This is a genomic window from Streptomyces sp. SCSIO ZS0520 (assembly GCF_025643355.1).
Taxonomy (GTDB): domain Bacteria; phylum Actinomycetota; class Actinomycetes; order Streptomycetales; family Streptomycetaceae; genus Streptomyces; species Streptomyces physcomitrii.
This window is the reverse complement of the sequence record NZ_CP092644.1, coordinates 3,839,023-3,857,223: the sequence shown is the minus strand read 5'-3', so window position 1 is coordinate 3,857,223 and position 18,201 is coordinate 3,839,023. Positions and strand designations below refer to the sequence as shown.

At 74.8% G+C, this 18,201-nt stretch carries 14 protein-coding genes, 1 pseudogene and 1 riboswitch; of the genes and pseudogenes, 8 read left to right on the top strand and 7 right to left on the bottom strand.

The window, feature by feature from the left end; all coding sequences use genetic code 11:
* Positions 1–171 precede the first annotated feature (171 nt).
* Positions 172–1,149 carry an aminoglycoside phosphotransferase family protein gene (locus MID12_RS14845; RefSeq protein WP_263167679.1) on the bottom strand — a complete coding sequence of 326 codons (978 nt, stop codon included), beginning with the start codon at positions 1,147–1,149 and terminating at the stop codon, positions 172–174.
* 60 nt (positions 1,150–1,209) lie between these two features.
* On the bottom strand, positions 1,210–1,920 hold the full coding sequence (locus MID12_RS14840) for a helix-turn-helix domain-containing protein (RefSeq protein ID WP_317633384.1): 711 nt from the start codon (positions 1,918–1,920) through the stop codon (positions 1,210–1,212).
* 203 nt (positions 1,921–2,123) lie between these two features.
* Here MID12_RS14840 and MID12_RS14835 point away from each other — a divergent pair, with 203 nt between their 5' ends.
* Together MID12_RS14835 and MID12_RS14830 are read left to right on the top strand one after the other, a co-directional pair.
* On the top strand, positions 2,124–2,522 hold the full coding sequence (locus MID12_RS14835) for a PPOX class F420-dependent oxidoreductase (RefSeq protein WP_263167677.1): 399 nt from the start codon (positions 2,124–2,126) through the stop codon (positions 2,520–2,522).
* 97 nt (positions 2,523–2,619) lie between these two features.
* Complete coding sequence (locus MID12_RS14830; RefSeq protein ID WP_263167675.1) at positions 2,620–3,468, top strand: SDR family NAD(P)-dependent oxidoreductase; 849 nt, start codon at positions 2,620–2,622, stop codon at positions 3,466–3,468.
* Positions 3,469–3,499: 31 nt separating this feature from the next.
* Here MID12_RS14830 and MID12_RS14825 read toward each other — a convergent pair whose 3' ends face one another.
* Positions 3,500–4,615: a cobalt-precorrin-5B (C(1))-methyltransferase gene (locus tag MID12_RS14825; RefSeq protein WP_263167672.1), complete on the bottom strand. Its 1,116-nt coding sequence runs from the start codon at positions 4,613–4,615 to the stop codon at positions 3,500–3,502.
* A gap of 17 nt (positions 4,616–4,632) precedes the next feature.
* Between MID12_RS14825 and MID12_RS14820 the strand changes: the two genes are divergently transcribed.
* The 4 genes from MID12_RS14820 (at position 4,633) to MID12_RS14805 (ending at position 7,989) form a co-directional block, all read left to right on the top strand.
* Complete coding sequence (locus MID12_RS14820) at positions 4,633–5,373, top strand: cobalt-precorrin-6A reductase (RefSeq protein WP_040250862.1); 741 nt, start codon at positions 4,633–4,635, stop codon at positions 5,371–5,373.
* A gap of 147 nt (positions 5,374–5,520) precedes the next feature.
* Positions 5,521–5,910: a PRC-barrel domain containing protein gene (locus MID12_RS14815; protein WP_263167669.1), complete on the top strand. Its 390-nt coding sequence runs from the start codon at positions 5,521–5,523 to the stop codon at positions 5,908–5,910.
* Positions 5,911–5,993: 83 nt separating this feature from the next.
* Complete coding sequence (gene ppk2, locus MID12_RS14810) at positions 5,994–7,067, top strand: polyphosphate kinase 2 (protein ID WP_263167667.1); 1,074 nt, start codon at positions 5,994–5,996, stop codon at positions 7,065–7,067.
* Between the two features lie 169 nt (positions 7,068–7,236).
* Positions 7,237–7,989 carry a GAF and ANTAR domain-containing protein gene (locus tag MID12_RS14805; RefSeq protein ID WP_317633383.1) on the top strand — a complete coding sequence of 251 codons (753 nt, stop codon included), beginning with the start codon at positions 7,237–7,239 and terminating at the stop codon, positions 7,987–7,989.
* 140 nt (positions 7,990–8,129) lie between these two features.
* On the opposite strand, the gene MID12_RS14800 is transcribed toward MID12_RS14805, so the two are convergent.
* On the bottom strand, positions 8,130–9,203 hold the full coding sequence (locus tag MID12_RS14800) for a medium chain dehydrogenase/reductase family protein (protein WP_263167664.1): 1,074 nt from the start codon (positions 9,201–9,203) through the stop codon (positions 8,130–8,132).
* 182 nt (positions 9,204–9,385) lie between these two features.
* On the opposite strand from MID12_RS14800, the gene MID12_RS14795 reads away from it, so the two are divergent.
* Positions 9,386–10,057, top strand: a complete 672-nt coding sequence (locus tag MID12_RS14795; protein WP_263167662.1) for a TetR/AcrR family transcriptional regulator — start codon at positions 9,386–9,388, stop codon at positions 10,055–10,057.
* A 193-nt stretch (positions 10,058–10,250) separates the two neighbouring features.
* Here the strand turns inward: MID12_RS14795 and MID12_RS14790 are convergent, their stop codons facing one another.
* From MID12_RS14790 to MID12_RS32470, 3 genes and pseudogenes are all read right to left on the bottom strand, one after another.
* Positions 10,251–11,891 (bottom strand): precorrin-2 C(20)-methyltransferase, encoded by a 1,641-nt coding sequence (locus MID12_RS14790; RefSeq protein WP_078844971.1) that lies wholly within the window; start codon positions 11,889–11,891, stop codon positions 10,251–10,253.
* On the bottom strand, positions 11,888–12,529 hold the full coding sequence (locus MID12_RS14785; RefSeq protein WP_040257220.1) for a precorrin-8X methylmutase: 642 nt from the start codon (positions 12,527–12,529) through the stop codon (positions 11,888–11,890). Before MID12_RS14785 ends, MID12_RS14790 begins: the two co-directional genes overlap by 4 nt.
* A 1,374-nt stretch (positions 12,530–13,903) precedes the next feature.
* A pseudogene (locus tag MID12_RS32470) lies at positions 13,904–14,125 on the bottom strand (cobalamin biosynthesis protein CobG); the annotation flags it as partial.
* Between the two features lie 200 nt (positions 14,126–14,325).
* Positions 14,326–14,394: riboswitch (cobalamin riboswitch) on the top strand.
* Between the two features lie 54 nt (positions 14,395–14,448).
* Here MID12_RS32470 and cobN point away from each other — a divergent pair.
* On the top strand, positions 14,449–18,171 hold the full coding sequence (cobN, locus tag MID12_RS14775; RefSeq protein WP_263167659.1) for a cobaltochelatase subunit CobN: 3,723 nt from the start codon (positions 14,449–14,451) through the stop codon (positions 18,169–18,171).
* The last annotated feature ends 30 nt before the right edge of the window (positions 18,172–18,201 follow it).

Below are 18,201 nucleotides of genomic sequence, written 5' to 3'. Positions count from 1 at the left end.
GTAACCCCCGGCCCGGCGAAGGACATCGACGGATCGTCACACCAATGCGGCCGGGCCGCGCGGCAGGCTGGCCGGATGCGCCGGTATTTCCGCCGGTCGGGCGAGGAAGGTGCGGCCGGGCGGGGGAACGGCCGCGGTGCGCCGGGCTGAGGCGGGGCCTTGCGGGTCGGGTCAGGCTTCCCCGGACCCGCACTCCGCCAGCACCGCCCGGATCACGTGGCGGGCGTTCTCCGCCATCGCCGGGTTCCCGGTGCGGTGGTGGGGCAGCGCGATCAGGGCCTGGGAGAGGGTGCGGGCCCGGCCGCGGACCCAGGTCGCCTCGTCGGCGCCGAGGGTCTCGCGGAAGACCTCGCGCGCCCCGGCGGGCAGCAGGTTCCACGCCGGGAACAGGTCGCAGGCCGGGTCGCCCCGCCCCGTGCAGCCGAAGTCGATCACCGCGGTCAGCCGCCCGTCCGCCACCAGGAGATTGCCCGGCATCAGGTCGGCGTGCAGCCAGACCGGCTCCCCCGCCGGTCCGGGCGCGCGCAGCGCCTCCTGCCAGACGGCGGTCACGGCCGCGCAGTCCACACCTTCCTCGGGCAGCGCTCGCAGCGCCTCGATCGCGGCCCGGGTGGCGCCGTCGAGCGAGGCCAGCGGCCCGCCGCGATACGCCGCCGGTGCCCCCGGCAGCTCCACCCGCCGCATCGCCGCCACGAACTCGCCCAGCTCCCGGGCCAGTTGTACGGCTCCGCCCGGCGCCCCCGCCTCGGGATGCCGCCCCGGCAGCCACCGGTGCACCGACCACGGCCAGGGGTAGCCCGCGGCGGGCTCCCCGGCGCCCAGCACCTCGGGTACGGCCACGGGCAGCAGGGGCGCGAGGCGCGGCAGCCACTCCTGCTCCCGGGTCACGTCCTCGGCGCCGTCCGCCCGCAGCGGCAGCCGTACGACCAGGTCGGGGCCGAGCCGGAACATCGCGTTGACCGTGCCGCCGGACGGCACCCGCGCCACCGGGAGCCCCGCCCACCGCGGGAACCGCCCGGCGATCAGCCGCCGGACGAGGGCCTCGTCGAGGGGAGGGGTGCTGTGGCTCAGCGAATTCCCGGCGTGCGCAGGGGAGTTGGCGGGGGTGTCCGCGGGGGAGGTCGCGGGGGTCTTCCTGGGGGTGCTCATGGGGCGCCATCCGACCGCCGGAGGGCGGGCGCGGTCAACGGGTTTCCGGGCGGGGCGGGTTCAGGGGGTCCCCGGGGCTCCACCCGGGTCGATGCCGCCGAGTCCGCCGAGTCCGCCGAGTCCGCCGATGCCCCCGATGCCGCCGAGCCCGCTCAGCCCGTCGAGTCCACTGAGCCCGCGGGTCCTGTCGAGTCCGCCGGTCCCGTCGGGTCCGCCGCTTCCGCCGGTGCCACCGCTTCCGCCGATCCCGGTGAACAGGGTCCGCGTCACCATGTCGGCGCCCCGCTCCGGGGTCAGTTCCGGCATCTCCAGGGAGGCGAGGGTGGTGAGGTGGACGAGGAGGGTGCGTGCCCAGCCGCCGGGGAGGCCGGGGCGTACCGCGCCTTCGCGTACCGCCCGCTCGAAGAAGGCGTCGAGGTGGCCGAGGAGCCGGTCGAGGCGGGCCCGCGCCTCCGCGTCCTGGACCTGGCGCAGGTCCACCGGCCACTTCCTGGTGGCGGTGATGATGCCCTCCGCGTAGCGGTGCAGGGCCACGGCCACGGGTGCCTCGTCGAGGCGGGCGCGGGCGACGACCTCCTCGCAGGCGTCGAGCTTGGCCGTGTGCACGGCGGCCATCAGCGCCTCGCGGGTCGGGAAACGGCGGTAGACGGTGCGCCGGTCGACGCCGGCCGCCCGCGCGATCGCCGCGATGCTCGTCCCGGGGTCGCGCGCGAGGAGGCGGGCGCCGGTCCCGAGGACCGCGTCCAGATTGCGTGCCGCGTCAGCTCTCATCGTGAGCGGAGCTTAGGCAGGGGCGGCAGCAGTGAGCCAGCTGCAAGAGGAAATGCCCCACACACCTTGCCAATCTGGCGGTAAGTGTCACATGCTTGTGGCAGTTGAAGTATGGCGCCCTCCTCGCCGTCGCCTGCGAGGGGTCGAGGTCGTCGAACGCTGATCCGGGGGTGTGCGCGGTGGTGTCGGTGAGTCCGGTCCGGATGTCCGAGAAGCTGAAGGAGGTCCTCGATTCCCGGGTCTTCGTCACGGTGGCGACCCTGCGCCCCGACGGCAGCCCGCACCAGTCGGTGGTCTGGGTGGGGCGGCGCGGCGGGAGCCTCTTCTTCGTGACCGGCGTCGACAAGGTCAAGATCCGCAATCTGCGGCGCGACCCCCGGCTCAGCGTGGCGGTCAACCCGCCCGAGGATCCCTACGGTTACGCCGTGCTCAGCGGCACCGCCCGCTTCGAGAGCGCGGGCAGCCGCGAACGGATGGACGAGCTCGCCCTGAAGTACAGCGGCAAGGTCTACGCCGAGCACCACCCGGAGTCGTACGCCGTCCTCCCGGAGCTGGTCACCGTCTACCTCGCCCCCGAGCGCATCGCGGCCCGCTTCCTGTGAGCCCGCGGACCACGCCACCCCGCGCAGGAAGCCACAGAGGCAGTCGCAGAAGCAGTCGCAGAGGCAGTCGCGGAGACAGCAGGAGGAGCGGCGGACGATGAGGACGTATGTCATCACCGGCGGTACGGACGGCATCGGCCGGGCGCTCGCCGATACGTATCTGGAGCGCGGGCAGGAGGTGGTGGCCGTCGGGCGCGGTGCGGAGAAGGGGGCGGACTGGCTGGCGGCGGCGCGGCGGCGGGGCGCGGCCGGGCGGGCGCACTTCCTCCGCGCCGATCTGGGCCTGGTGGCGGAGAACCGGGCGCTGGTGGCGAGGCTGCGGGAGTCCTTCGCGCGGATCGACGCCCTGGTGCTCTGCGCCCGGCACTTCCGCAGCGACCGGCTGGTCACGGCCGAGGGCCTGGAGTACACCTTCGCGCACTTCTGCCTGAGCCGCTTCCTGCTCGGCCACGGGCTCGCGGAGCTGCTCGAAGCCGCCCCGGAACCGGTCCTGCTCAATGTCGCGGGGCCCGGCGGCGGGGCGCCGGTCCACTGGGACGACCTCCAACTCGCCCGGAACTACGACGGCTTGACCGCCCTCGCCCAGGGCGGGCGGCTCAACGACCTGCTCGGCGCCGGCTTCCACGCGGCCCGCCCCGGCAGCCCGGTGCGGTACGTCCTCTTCCACCCGGGGGTGGTGCGCACCGGCTTCTCGGGGCAGTACACCCCCGAGGCAGGAGCCCAGGTGGAGGCCATGCGCCGGTCCGCTCCACCCGTGGAGGAGGCGGTGCCCCCGCTCCACCGGGTCCTCGACCACCCGCCCGCCGCCCCGCTGTCCGCCTTCGTACGGGGTGAACCGCTCGACCCCTACGCGCCGTACGGGCCCGAGCGCACCGCCGAGGAGGCGCGGCGGCTGCACCGGTACACGCAGGAGCTGCTGGCGGCACGGGGGTTCGGGCAGCCGTAGGCAGGGTGAGGGGCTCGCGACAACCAGCCGTTCAGCGCACCCCGCTGCGGCCCACCACCGTGCCCGCCCGGTCGATGCAGAGCACGTCGACCGCGATCGGGGCGCCGCGCAGTACGGACAGCGCCTCGTCCCGGGCCGCGACCGCGACCAGGTCGCCGAGCGGGACCCCGGCGGCGGCGCACAACTGGAGTGCGCCGAGGCCGGTGTTGGCGCCGGCGACCTCGGCGGCCAGGGACGCGTCGGCGCCGCCGCGGCGGGCGAGTCCGGCGAGGAAGCCCTTGTCGACCTGGGAGCGGGCGGAGTGCAGGTCCAGGTGCCCGGCGGCGAGTTTGGAGAGCTTGGCGAAGCCGCCGCAGAGCGTCAGGCGGTCGACCGGGTGGCGGCGCAGGTACTTCAGGACCGCGCCCGCGAAGTCGCCCATGTCGAGCAGGGCGTCCTCGGGCAGCGCGTAGGCGGCGGCCGCGGTCCGCTCCGAGGTGGAGCCGGTGCACCCGGCCACATGGGTGCGCCCGGCGGCCCGCGCCACGTCCACCCCGCGGCGGATGGAGTCGATCCACGCCGAGCAGGAGTAGGGCACCACGATGCCGGTGGTCCCCAGGATGGAGAGGCCGCCGAGGATGCCCAGGCGGGGGTTCCAGGTGGAGCGGGCCAGCTCCTCCCCGTGGTCGACGGAGACCTCCACCCGCACATCGCCGGACCCCCGGTACCGCGCGGCGACCGCGGCCAGGTGCTCGGTGATCATCCGGCGCGGCACCGGGTTCACCGCCGGTTCGCCGACCGCGAGCGGCAGCCCGGGGCGGGTGACCGTGCCGACGCCGGGGCCCGCCGCGAAGCGCACGCCCGAACCCGCGGGCCCCGGGCGCACCGCCGCCCGTACCAGCGCCCCGTGGGTGACGTCCGGGTCGTCCCCGGCGTCCTTGACCACGCCCGCCGCGGCCCAGCCCGCGCCCCGGTCCTCCACCGCCAGGGCGAAGGCGGGGGTCTGGCCCTTCGGCAGCGTGATGGTCACCGGGTCCGGGAAGTCGCCGGTCAGCAGCGCGGTGTACGCGGCGGTCGCCGCCGCGGTCGCGCAGGCACCGGTCGTCCAGCCGGGCCGCAGACCGGTGTGCTTGAGTTGGGCGCCGCGCCCGCCGCCGTCACCGCTCATGAGAGGACCCGGACCCCGTGCATGTACTGATCCTCGGCGGTACGACCGAGGCCCGCCGCCTCGCCGAACGGCTGCACGGCGAGCCGGGGCAGCGCGTCACCAGCTCGCTCGCGGGGCGGGTGGCCAGCCCCCGGCTGCCCCCGGGCGAGGTGCGCGTCGGCGGCTTCGGGGGCGCGGCGGGGCTCGCCGGATGGCTGCGCGCACACCGGGTGGACCTGCTCATCGACGCCACCCACCCTTTCGCCCGGACCATGAGTTTCCACGCGGCGACGGCCGCCGCCACCGCCCATGTTCCCCTGCTCGCCCTGCGCCGCCCCGGCTGGGTCGCGGGTCCGGGCGACGACTGGCGGCCGGTCCCCTCGCTGGCGGCCGCCGCGGAGCTGCTCGGCGGGGGCCTCGGCAGCCGCGTCTTCCTCACCACCGGGCGGATGGGCCTGGCCGCCTTCGCCCCGCTCGCCTCCACCTGGTTCCTCCTCCGCTCGGTGGACGCCCCCGAGCCGCCGCTCCCCCCGCGGGCGGAGGTGCTCCTGGACCGGGGCCCCTTCAGCCTCGACGGGGAGCGCGCGCTGCTGCGCCGCCACCGCATCGACGCCCTGGTCACCAAGGACAGCGGCGGCACCGCCACCGCCCCGAAGCTCACCGCCGCCCGCGAGGCCGGTGTCCCGGTCGTCCTGGTGCGCCGCCCGCCGGTGCCCGAGGGCGTACCGGTGGTGCCGGGGGTGGCGGAGGCGGTGGAGTGGGTGCGGGAGCGGCGGTAGCGGCCGGACGCGCGCGAACGGGGGAGCCTTCCGGGTGGACGGGGCGGGTTTGCGGCGGGACGGGGCGGACAAACGGAACAGCGGCCGGGAGGATGCGCGGTGCGGTCCGCACCCTTCTCCGGGCCGTCACGCCGTGGAGGTCAGCTCATGAGCAACACCGTCTGGGGCTATGGATCCGGCTCGGGTCACGTGGCCGACGCCGATCTGACGGGGTACGAGGTCGAGGCCGAGGACGGGCCAATCGGCAAGGTCGACAAGCACTCCGACGAGGCCGGCGCCCAGTGGATCGTCGTCGACACCGGGGTGTGGATCTTCGGCAAGGAGGTGCTCATCCCCGCCGGAGCCGTCAAGCTGGTCGACCTGGAGGCCTTCCGCATCGAGGTGGGCCTCACCCGGGAGCAGATCAAGGCCGCCCCCGAGTTCACGCGGGACAAGCACCTCGGCGACCCCGAGTACCACGAGCAGCTCGGCGTCCACTACGGCCCGTACCTGCCCGGCTTCCCGGGGCCCGGCCCGGGCTCGGGGCCCGCGATCTGAGGGCCGCCGGCCGCGCGCCGGCAAAGGAGCGGTAGGGCGGGCGAGGTCCGCGAAGGGAGCGGAGGGAGGCGAGAGGGACGGGAATGGACGACGAGGACCTGCTCGACGGGCTCCAGGTGGACGACGCCCGCCCGGAGCGTCCGGTGCTGCTCGACGAGCAGGGCCGGGCGCTGCGCACCTGGCGGGAGAACTATCCGTACACCGAGAAACTCCGCCGCAAGGAGTACGAGCGCCGCAAACGCATTCTGCAGATCGAACTGCTCAAGCTGCAGCGCTCGGTGAAGACGCGGAAGCAGCGGGTCGTGGTCCTCTGCGAAGGGCGCGACGCCGCCGGAAAGGGCGGCACGATCAAGCGCTTCACCGAGCGGCTGAATCCCCGTACCACCCGCACCGTCGCCCTCGACAAGCCGACCGAGCGGGAGTCGGGCCAGTGGTACTTCCAGCGCTATGTGGAGCAGCTTCCGTCCGCCGGGGAGATCGTCTTCTTCGACCGGTCCTGGTACAACAGGGCCGGGGTCGAGCCGGTGATGGGCTTCTGCACGCCCGAGCAGCACCAGCGGTTCCTGGAGCAGGCGCCGCTCTTCGAGAAGATGCTCACGGACGACGGAATCGTCCTCGTCAAATTCTGGTTCTCCGTCTCGCGCAATGAGCAGAAATCCCGTTTCGCGATCCGCCGGGTGGACCCGGTGCGCCAGTGGAAACTCTCGCCCACGGATATCGCCTCGCTCGATCTGTGGGATTCCTATACCGACGCCAAGGTGCGGATGTTCCGGGCCACGGACATGCCGTACGCGCCCTGGACCGTGGTCAAGAGCAACGACAAGCGCCGCGGCCGCCTGGAGGCGATGCGGCATCTGCTGCTCCGCCTCGACTACGAGGCGAAGGACACGGAGGCGGTCGGCGAGGCCGATCCCCTGATCATCGGACCCGCCGACACCCTCCTGGAACCGGGCGAGAGCGCGACGGACCTCTCGCCCAGCAAGCTCGCCGAACACCAGGAGGGGCCGGGGCAGCATCCGGACGGGGAGGAGCCGGAGGGCGAGCGGGCGGGCGGCGAGCAACCGTCCGGTGCGCACGCGGACGACGAGCACGCGGACGGCGAGCACGCGCACGGCGAGGATCCGCACCGCCGCGAGGACCCGCCCGACGAGCGGTAGCGCGGTCGCGGCCGGGGAAGCCCGGAACTCGCCCCGGCCACCGGTGACTTCACCGCCGCCCGCGCCCGGCACCCCTACCCCCCTCCGGTGCGATCCGGCCGCGACCGGGACCCGGGCCGAAGACGGCCGGCCCACCGCGTGGATGCGGTGAAGGCGGCGTGAAAGGCTGGTGCCCGAGGGGCTGTGGTCGGCGGCGAACCGGGAGAAGAAGGCCATGGGAGAGCAGCGCAGTGGGGAAGAGCTGGCGGTCGCGGTGGCACGCATGTCCCGGACCCTGCTGGCACAGCCCTCCGTACAGAGCACTCTCGACGAGATCGTCCGGCACGCCGTGGACCTCGTGGAGGGCTGCGAGGAGGCGGGCGTCCTGGAGCTGGACCGGGGCTCCGAGGTCCGCACCCTGGCGGCCAGCAGCGATCTGGTGATCGCCTCCGACCGCGCCCAGCAGGACGCGGGCGAGGGGCCCTGCTTCGACGCCGCGCGCAGGCTCCACGAGGCGTACCGCATCGCGGACATGAGCGAGAGCCAGTCCCGCTGGGCGCGCTACGCCCCCCGGGCGCGGGAGCTGGGGGTCGGCAGCATGATGGGCTTCCTGCTGTGGACCGAGGAGGGGACGCTCGGCGCGCTGGACATGTACTCCTCCCGGCCGCGGGCCTTCACCGACTCCTCCGAGAACGCCGGGTGGATCCTCGCCTCCCACGCGGCCGTCGCCCTCTCCAGCGCGCGCAGCACCGCCCAGCTGCACACCGCGATGGCGACCCGCAGCGAGATCGGGGAGGCCCTCGGCATCATCATGGAGCGCTACAAGGTCACCGGCGACCAGGCCTGGGACGTCCTCAAGGAGAGCTCCCAGCAGCAGAACATCAAGCTCCGGGATGTCGCGCACACCATCGTCACGACGGGTGAGATCCCGGGGGCGCGGTAGCGGCGCTGCTCTCCAACAGCCGCCCGAGCGGGTGAGGTTGACGACCACTCAGGACGACTGCCGCGCAAGCGGGTTGTCCGCGGCTGGAACTGCGACCGTATTCAACACCGGTTCTGTGCCGACGAGTTACGCCACGTCGGCTACGGGACGAGGACGACCTTCCCCGCCACCGTCCCCGACTCCGCGAGGCGCAGGGCCTCGGCGGTGCGGGCGAGGGGGAGCCGGGCGGCGATCCGGGGGCTGATCTCGCCGCGCTGGAGGGCCCCGAAGACCTGGCCGAGGTCGGCGCGGAGGCGGGCCCGGAAGCGGCTTTTGGCGAGCGCCCGGCCGGCCCAGACGTTGTAGAAGCAGGCGCGGCGGCGGTTCGGCAGGGCGTTCCAGAGCCATACCCGGCCGAGCAGTCTGAGGATCGGCCACTGCTGGGAGCCTTCCGCGTCGCGGGTGGCGGCGCTGCCGTAGCAGACCAGGGTGCCGCCGGGGGCGAGCAGGCCCCAGGAGTCGACCGCGCTCCGCTCGCCGAGGTGGTCGAAGACGGCGTCCACTCCCTCGGGGGCGAGCGCGCGGACCCGGGCGGCGAGGTCTCCGGCGCGGTAGTCGAGAGGGGCCACGCCCTGGGCGCGCAGGGCCTCGTGGTGGCGTGCGGAGGCGGTGCCGATCACCTCCGCGCCCGCGGCCAGGGCGAGTTGGACCAGGACCGAGCCGACACCGCCGTTGGCGCCGTGCACCAGGACGGTCCCCCCGGCGCGGACCCGGGCCCTGCGGTGCAGCATCTGCCAGGCGGTGATGCCGTTCACCACCAGGGTCTCCGCCTCCGGGGCGCCGATCCCCTCGGGCACCGCCACCACGTCGGCGGCGTCGATCGGCAGATGGCTGGCCCAGCCGCCGGTCTTGACCAGGGCGGCCACCCGGGTGCCGGTCAGCGCCGGGTCGACGCCCGCGCCGGTGGACTGCACCCGGCCGACCAGGTCGTAGCCGGGGACGAAGGGGAACGGCGGCTGGTCGAAGTAGCGGCCGCGGCGCATCTGCTGCTCGGCGAAGGAGACCCCGGTCGCCTCCATCCGGACGAGCACCTGACCAGGGCCCGGCTCGGGCACGGCCCCGTACCGGATCTCCAGTCCCTCCGGCTCGACCTTGCCCGGCAGGACGACCTCGACGAGTCCTCCGGGGTGCGGGGCGGGTCCGGTTGCCTGAGCGTCGGGTCCTTCTGCGGTCATGGCGGTCTCCCTCGCCCCGTCGCGGACGGGGTCGCTGCTGCGGACGGGCGGTCGGTTATCGCTCATCGCTTTAGTGAGAAGGTATAACTCACGATCGCTGGGAGTCAATAACGTGAGTGATAGCCTCTAACTCGCACCTCGCCGGGCATCCTTCCGGCGGCGAGCAGGGAGAGGGGCGGAGCATGGCCGGGCCGGGCGCACCGCGTACGGAGAGTCCTCGCGAGCGGTACCGCAGCCAGGTGCGGGCCGAGGTCAAGGAGCGGGCCTGGGAGCAGATGGCCGAGGCGGGGGCGTCAGCGCTCTCGCTGAACGCGATCGCCAAGCAGATGGGCATGAGCGGGCCCGCCCTCTACCGGTACTTCGCCAGCCGCGACGACCTGATCACCGCGCTCATCCGGGACGCCTACCGGAGCCTCGCCGACACCGTCCGCACCGCGTACGCGAGCGGAGAGGGGACGGGGGACGCCCCCCTCGCCCGGATCGCGCACGCCCTGCGCGGGTGGGCGCTGGCCGACCCGCAGCGGTACTTCCTCGTGTACGGCACGCCCGTCCCCGGCTACCACGCGCCCGAGGACATCACCGCGATCGCCGACGAGATCATGACGACGCTGCTCGACGCCTGCCCCGCGCCGCCCGCGGACCGCCCCGCGACCCCCTTCGAGACCCACCTCGCGGACCACCGGCAGTGGGCGGAGGGCCACCCCGCCCCGCCCGCCGCGCTGCGCCGCGCCCTGTCCTTCTGGACCCGGCTGCACGGCGTGCTCTCCCTCGAACTCGCGGGCCACTTCGGCGGGATGGGCCTGGACCCCGCCCAGCTCTTCGCCGCCGAACTGGACGGACTGCTGGCACCCTGAGTCCGCTTCAGCTACCAACTCGCCGTGCAATCAGGTGAGTTGCTTCCGCCGTGGCCCCCGCCCCCGTCAACTCGCCGCGGAACTGTACGAGTTGTTCGCGCGGCCTACGCGAGGCCGGGCCGTACGAGAGGCGAGCCCACCCGAGGACGTCACCCGGGGGAGGCCCCCGGGAAGCCGCCCGGAGGAGGGTGCCCTACCCCTCCGGATACCACCGCGGCGTCCACACCGCCCGCTCGATCGGGCCGCCTGCCCCGGGCGCCGCCGCCCCGCCCCGGTCCGCGACCCGGGTTCGGGAGGAGCCCACGAGGAGCAGGGTGCGCATGTCGACCTCGGTGGGTTCGAGGTCGGCGAGGCGCAGGACGCGTACCGACTCCTCGGGGCCGCCGATGTCGCGGGCGACCACCACCGGGGTGTCCGGGGCCCGGTGCTCCAGGAGCAGTTCCTTGGCCTTGCCGACCTGCCAAGTCCGGCTGCGGGAACCGGGGTTGTAGAGCGCGAGCACCAGGTCCGCGGAGGCCGCCGCGGCCAGCCGGGCCGCGATCACCTCCCAGGGCTTGAGGCGGTCGGAGAGGGAGAGGGTGGCGTAGTCGTGGCCGAGGGGCGCGCCGACCCGGGCGGCCGCGGCGTTGGCGGCCGTCACCCCGGGCAGCACCCGCACCGGTACGTCCGCGTAGGCCTCCTGGGCGGCGGCCTCCAGGACGGCGGTGGCCATCGCGAAGACGCCCGGGTCGCCGCCGGAGACCACCGCGACCCGGTGCCCGCGCCGGGCCAGGTCGAGGGCGAACTCGGCGCGCTCGGACTCCACCTTGTTGTCCGAGCCGTGCCGCCGCTGGCCCGGGCGCTGCGGCACCCGGTCCAGGTAGGTGGTGTAGCCGACCAGGTCGTCGGCGGCGGAGAGGGCGCCCCGGGTCTCCGGGGTGAGCCAGCGCGCGCCCGCGGGGCCGGTGCCGACGACCACCACCTCGCCCCGCGCGCGCGGCACCGGCGAGGACCGCTGCTCCGGCAGCGGGGCCACCCTGCTGGGCAGCACGGCCACCGAGAAGTAGGGCACCGAGTCGGGGTCGATGTCCGTGAAGGCGCCGGTGCGTTCGCCGTCCATGGTGGCGCGCTCCACATAGCGCGCCTCCTCCAGACGGCCCGTGCGCTCCAGCGCCCGGCGCACGGCCGGGAAGGTGCGCCCCAGCTTCATCACCACCGCGGAGTCGGCCGCCGCGAGCCGGGCCGTCAGCTCCTCCTCCGGCAGGGTGCCGGGGATGACGGTCAGCGTCTCCTCGCCCTCGGTGAGCGGTGTGCCGAGCCGGGCCGCCGCCGCGCTGAGCGAGGTGACGCCGGGGATCACCTCGGTCGGGTAGCGGTGCGCGAGGCGCTTGTGCATGTGCTGGTAGGAGCCGTAGAAGAGGGGGTCGCCCTCGGCGAGCACGGCGACCGTGCGGCCCGCGTCCAGGTGGGCGGCGAGCCGGGCGGAGGCCTCCTCGTAGAAGTCGTCGAGGGCGCCGCGGTAGCCGCCGGGGTGGTCGGTGGTCTCCACGGTGAGCGGGTACATCAGCCGCTCCTCGATGTGCTCGGGCCGCAGATGCCGGTCCGCGATCCGGCGGGCGATCGAGCGCCCGTGCCGCGCCGAGTGGTACGCCACCACGTCCGCCTCCGCGATGACCTCCACCGCGCGCACGGTCAGCAGCGAGGGATCGCCGGGGCCGAGGCCCACGCCGTACAGCTTGCCGGTACGGGCCCCGGGCTCCCTCAACTCCCCTGCCGCGCCTCTCTGTTCGGCGTCCCCGGTCTCCGCGGACCCGTCCACTTCGCCACCGCTCACGCCTGCTCGCCCCTCGCTCATTCCTGCTCGCTCGCGATCGCGTTGAGGGCGGCGGCGGCCATCGCGCTGCCGCCGCGCCGGCCGCGGACCACCAGGTACTCCAGACCGAGCGGGGAGGCGGCCAGGGCGTCCTTGGACTCCGCGGCGCCGATGAAGCCGACCGGTACGCCGATGACGGCCGCCGGTCGGGGCGCCCCCTCGGCGATCATCTCCAGGAGCCGGAAGAGCGCGGTCGGCGCGTTGCCGACCGCGACCACCGCGCCGTCCAGGCGCTCCCGCCACAGTTCGAGGGCGGCGGCGCTGCGGGTGGTGCCCGACTCGGCGGCGAGCGACGGCACTTCGGGGGCGGAGAGGGTGCAGAGCACCTCGTTGTCCGCGGGCAGCCGCTTGCGGGTCACCCCGGAGGCGACCATCTGCGCGTCGCACAGGATCGGCGCCCCGGCGCGCAGCGCCTGGCGGGCGCGGGCCACCACCCGCGGCGAGTAGGCGAGATCGCCGACCAGATCGGTCATCCCGCAGGCGTGGATCATCCGCACCGCGACCCGGCCGACGTCCTCGGGCAGCCCCGCGAGATCCGCCTCGGCCCTGATGGTGGCAAAGGAGCGGCGGTATATCTCGGCGCCGTCCTTCTCGTACTCGAACACGGTGCTCTCGCTCATCTCGAAGCCCCGGTCCTCGGCGCGAGGGCCCGGGGGTATGGGTGGTGGGGGTGCCGCCGCGGGGGTACGGGGCGGGGGCGCGCTCCGGCGCACGGTGCGGGCCGAGGTGATCGCCCCGCGGAGCCCGTCTCCGGTGTCCGGCACCGTGCAGCGCAGGTCGGGAAGGCCGCTCCGGCGCACGCTCACCTCGTACGCCCCCTCCGCGCGGGCGAGGACGTCGACGAAGTCGCCCGCCGGGTGGCCGCAGCGCCGCTCGCACCCGGACCAGTACACCGGCAGTCCCCGGCCGGGCGCGGGCAGCGCCTCCGCGCGGACGTCCGCCCGGGATTTCCCGCAGCCGGGGCGGCCGGTGCAGGCGCCGACGTGCAGCCAGGGCGAGTCGGGAGCGGTCGTCAGCCCGGCGGCGGCCAGCGCGGCGAGCCGTTCCCCGGCCTCGCGGCGGGTGAGTCCCGGCACCAGTACGGAGCGCCAGGGCGTGAGCCGCACCTCGCGCGCGGGCGCGGACAGCAGCGCGCGCCACTGCGCCGGGCCCAGCCGACCGAAGGGCGCCCCGGCGACCACCGTGCAGCTGCCGTCGGCGGCCTCCAGGATCCCGGGCAGGGGACCGGCGGCCGCGGCTCCGGGCACGGGGGCTCCGTGGGCCGCCGCCGCGGATCCGCCCCCGCACGCCGCCGCCTCGGGCCCGTTCCCGTACGCCGCCTCGATCCCGTAGGCCGACTCGTTCCCGTACGCGGACCTCTTCTCGTACGCGGACCTGTCCCCGTACGGCCCGTCCCCGTACGACCTGTCCTGGTACGCCGACCTGTCCTCGTACGCCGACCCGTCCTCGTACACCGCCCCGGACCCGGCAGCCGACTCCGCGCTCTCCACCGCCCGCGCCGGAATTCCCGCTGCCCGCAGGTACTCCCCGAGCGGCAGGTCCTGGCCCGGCGGCAGGTCCCGTACCCGCCAGGCGCCGTTGCCCGCCGCCCCGGCCGCCGTGAGGAAGGCGCGGGCGGCGGCGAGGGCCGCGCGGGGGGCCTCGGTGGCCGGGATCCGGAATGACAAGTTTCCTGCCTGTACGAGGGCTTCGTCGGCGGGAGTTGCGAGCAAGCTCACATCGGCGCCGAGGGTGAGGACATCGCCGCGGCCGTCGTCGAGGGCGAACAGGAAGCGGCCGGAAAGGGCCGCGGTCCAGTCCTCGGCGCACAGCAGCGCGTCCAGCTCGCGGGCCCACAACTGGGCGTCGGCCGAGCCGAGTCGGTCGAGTCCGGCGGCGGGGGAGGCGACGATGTTGCGTACCCGCTCGTGCCGCTCGGAGGGGAGCAGGCCCGCCTCGTGCAGCAGGGCGGCCAGTTCGGCGCCGCAGCCGCCGTCGAGCCCGCGCAGCTCGGCGTTGCCGCGCGAGGTGACGCTCAGGCTCCCGTCCCCGAGGCGTTCGGCGGCCGCGCCCAGAACCCGTGCCTGACGCACCGTCAAAACTCCACCGGGCAAGCGGAGTCGGGCGAGGAAGCCGTCGTCCGCGCGGTGCAGGCGCAGCGCGCCGGGGCAGGCGTCGCCCCGCGTCCTGGAGGGAGCCTCGCCCGTACGTGAGGAAGGTGTCGAAAGGGGCGGCATGGCGGCGAGCATACCCACGGCCCCGACCGGCGGCTTTGGCCCGCTCGGCGGCCGGAACCCGCGCCCGGCGCCCGGCGGTGCGGTGACGAAGGCCCCACCGACAAGTCGGCCACCGGGGACTTACTATGCCTGCGGCGGGCCGCCTGGTCCGTCGACGGCAACGGGCCCGGCGACCGCAAGCGGAAGACGGGCCCCGACGCGAGGAAGCCGGTGCGAATCCGGCACGGTCCCGCCACTGTGAGCCCGGTCCCCGGGCGAGTCAGGAACTCCGCCGTCCGACACCAGCCCGGGGCGTGGACACCCCGAGGAAGGCCAGACGCCGCATGCCGCACGCGCCCGAGGACCAGCCCCGCGAGACCGCCGACGAGATCCGCGAGCCCTCCGCGAGCGGCGGCGGGGCCCCCGCCCCGGACGGCCCCGGCGGGATCCTGCTCCTGTCGACCTCCGACACCGACCTGCTGAGCGCCCGCGCCGCCGAGGGCCCGGTGCGCTACCGGTTCGCCAACCCCTCCCGCCTGCCCCTGGAGGAGCTGCCCGCGCTCCTCGCGGGCACCGGCCTGGTCGTGGTCCGCCTGCTCGGCGGCGTCCGCGCCTGGCAGGAGGGCCTGGACATCCTGCTCGCGGGGGACCGCCCCGTGGTGGTGCTCACCGGTGAACAGGCCCCGGACGCCCAGCTGATGGCGGCTTCCACGGTCCCGGTCGGCATCGCCGCCGAGGCGCACGCCTACCTCGCGCACGGCGGCCCGGCCAACCTCGGCCAGCTCGCCCGCTTCCTCTCCGACACCGTGCTGCTCACCGGCCACGGCTTCGATCCGCCTGCCCCGGCGCCGAGTTGGGGCCCGCTGGAGCGCACCCCGCGGGAGGCTTCCGGCACCGAGGGCACCCGCCCCACGGTCGCCGTCCTCTACTACCGCGCCCACCACATGAGCGGCAACACCGCCTTCGTGGACGCCCTGTGCGGCGCGATCGAGGAGGCGGGCGCCACCGCGAAGGCCCTGTACGTGGCCTCGCTGCGGGTGCCCGAGCCGGAGCTGATCGAGGAGTTGCGCACCGCCGACGCGCTGGTGACCACCGTGCTCGCGGCCGGGGGCACCAAGCCCGCCGAGGCCTCCGCGGGCGGCGACGAGGAGGCCTGGGACGCGGGCGCGCTCGCCGGACTCGACGTGCCGATCCTCCAGGCCCTGTGCCTGACCGGCTCCCGCGCCGCCTGGGAGGAGAACGACGAGGGCGTCTCGCCGCTGGACGCGGCCACCCAGATCGCGGTGCCCGAGTTCGACGGCCGGCTGATCACCGTCCCCTTCTCCTTCAAGGAGATCGACGAGGACGGGCTGCCCGCCTACGTCCCCGACCCCGAGCGCGCCGCCCGGGTCGCCGGGATCGCGGTGCGCCACGCCCGCCTGCGGCACGTACCGGCCGCCGAGAAGCGCCTCGCCCTGGTGCTCTCCGCCTACCCGACCAAGCACTCCCGGATCGGCAATGCGGTCGGCCTCGACACCCCCGCGAGCGCGGTCGCCCTGCTGCGCCGACTGCGCGCCGAGGGCTACGACTTCGGGCCCGAGGAGGACATCCCCGGCCTGGTCTCCGGCGACGGCGACGAGCTGATCCGCGCGCTCATCGAGGCGGGCGGCCACGACCAGGACTGGCTCACCGAGGAGCAGCTCGCCAAGAACCCGGTGCGCATCCCGGCCGCCGACTACACGCGCTGGTACGCCACCCTGCCCGAGGAGCTGCGCAGCGCCGTCGAGGAGCACTGGGGGCCGCCGCCCGGCGAGATGTTCGTGGACCGCAGCGCCAACCCGGAGGGCGACATCGTGCTCGCGGCCCTGAGGCGCGGGAATCTGCTGATCGTCATCCAGCCCCCGCGCGGCTTCGGCGAGAACCCGATCGCGATCTACCACGACCCCGATCTGCCGCCCTCGCACCACTACTTGGCCGCCTACCGCTGGATCGCCGCCCCGGCCGCCGACGGCGGCTTCGGCGCGGACGCCATGGTCCACCTCGGCAAGCACGGCAACCTGGAGTGGCTGCCCGGCAAGAACGCCGGGCTCTCGGCGGCCTGCGCCCCCGACGCCGCCCTCGGCGATCTGCCGCTCGTCTACCCCTTCCTGGTCAACGACCCCGGCGAGGGCACCCAGGCCAAGCGCCGGGTGCACGCCACCCTGATCGACCACCTCGTCCCGCCGATGGCCCGCGCCGAGTCCTACGGCGACATCGCCCGCCTTGAGCAACTCCTCGACGAGTACGCCCAGATCAGCTCCATGGACCCGGCGAAGCTGCCCGCCATCCGCGCCCAGATCTGGACCCTCATCCAGGCCGCGAAGCTCGACCACGACCTCGGCCTCGACGACCGCCCCGACGACGACGGCTTCGACGACTTCCTGCTGCACGTCGACGGCTGGCTCTGCGAGGTCAAGGACGCCCAGATCCGCGACGGTCTGCACGTCCTCGGCAACCCGCCCGCCGGGGGCGCCCATGTCGACCTGGTCCTGGCTATTTTGAGGGCCCGTCAGATCTGGGGCGGCACCACGGCCCTGCCCGGACTGCGCGAGGCGCTCGGCCTGGACGAGTCGGCGGCGACCCGTACCACCGCCGACGCGGCCGAGGCGCGGGCGCGCGCCCTGGTGGAGGCGATGGAGGCGGCGGGCTGGGACCCGGCCGCGGCCGCCGAGGTGGGCGCCGAGCACGGTGAACAGGCCGTCGCCATCCTGGAGTTCGCCGCCCGCGAGGTCGTCCCCCGGCTCGCCGCGACCACCGCCGAACTGGACCACGCCGTGCACGCGCTCAGCGGCGGCTTCGTGCCCGCCGGGCCCTCCGGGTCCCCGCTGCGCGGCCTGGTCAACGTCCTGCCGACCGGCCGCAACTTCTACTCCGTGGACCCGAAGGCGGTCCCCTCCCGGCTCGCCTGGGAGACCGGACAGGCCCTCGCCGACTCCCTCCTGGAGCGCTACCGCACCGACAACGGCGACTGGCCCGTCTCGGTCGGCCTCTCGCTGTGGGGCACCAGCGCGATGCGCACCGCGGGCGACGACATCGCCGAGGCACTCGCGCTGCTCGGCATCCGCCCGGTCTGGGACGACGCCTCCCGCCGGGTGACCGGCCTGGAGGCCATCCCCCACGAGGAGTTGGGCCGCCCGCGGATCGATGTCACGCTGCGCATCTCCGGCTTCTTCCGGGACGCCTTCCCGCACACCATCGGCCTGCTCGACGACGCGGTACGCCTCGCCGCCTCCCTCGACGAGCCCGCGGAGCACAACCACGTCCGCGCCCACGCGCAGGCCGACCTCGCGGCGGGCGCCGACGAACGCCGGGCCACCACCCGCATCTTCGGCTCCCGGCCCGGTACGTACGGGGCGGGCCTGCTCCAGCTCATCGACTCCCGGGACTGGCGCACCGACGCCGACCTCGCGGAGGTCTACACGGTCTGGGGCGGCTACGCCTACGGCCGCGAACTCGACGGCCGCCCGGCCCGCGAGGAGATGGAGACCGCGTACAAGCGGATCGCGGTGGCCGCGAAGAACACCGACACCCGCGAGCACGACATCGCCGACTCGGACGACTACTTCCAGTACCACGGCGGCATGGTGGCCACCGTCCGCGCCCTGCGCGGCACCGCCCCCGAGGCCTATATCGGCGACTCCACCCGCCCCGAGACGGTCCGCACCCGCACCCTGGTCGAGGAGACCTCCCGGGTCTTCCGCGCCCGGGTGGTCAACCCCAAGTGGATCGAGGCGATGCGCCGCCACGGCTACAAGGGTGCCTTCGAACTCGCCGCCACCGTGGACTACTTGTTCGGCTACGACGCCACCACCGGCGTGGTCGCCGACTGGATGTACGACAAGCTCACCGAGACCTACGTCCTGGACCCGGCCAACCGCGCCTTCCTCCAGGAGGCCAACCCCTGGGCCCTGCACGGCATCGCGGAACGCCTCCTGGAGGCCGAGTCGCGCGGCATGTGGGAGAAGCCGGACGCGGCCGTGCTCGAAGCGCTGCGCCAGGTGTACCTGGAGACCGAGGGCAACCTGGAGGGCGAGGCGGGGGAGGAGTGAGCGCCCGGAGCCGACGGGGGGCGCGCTGAG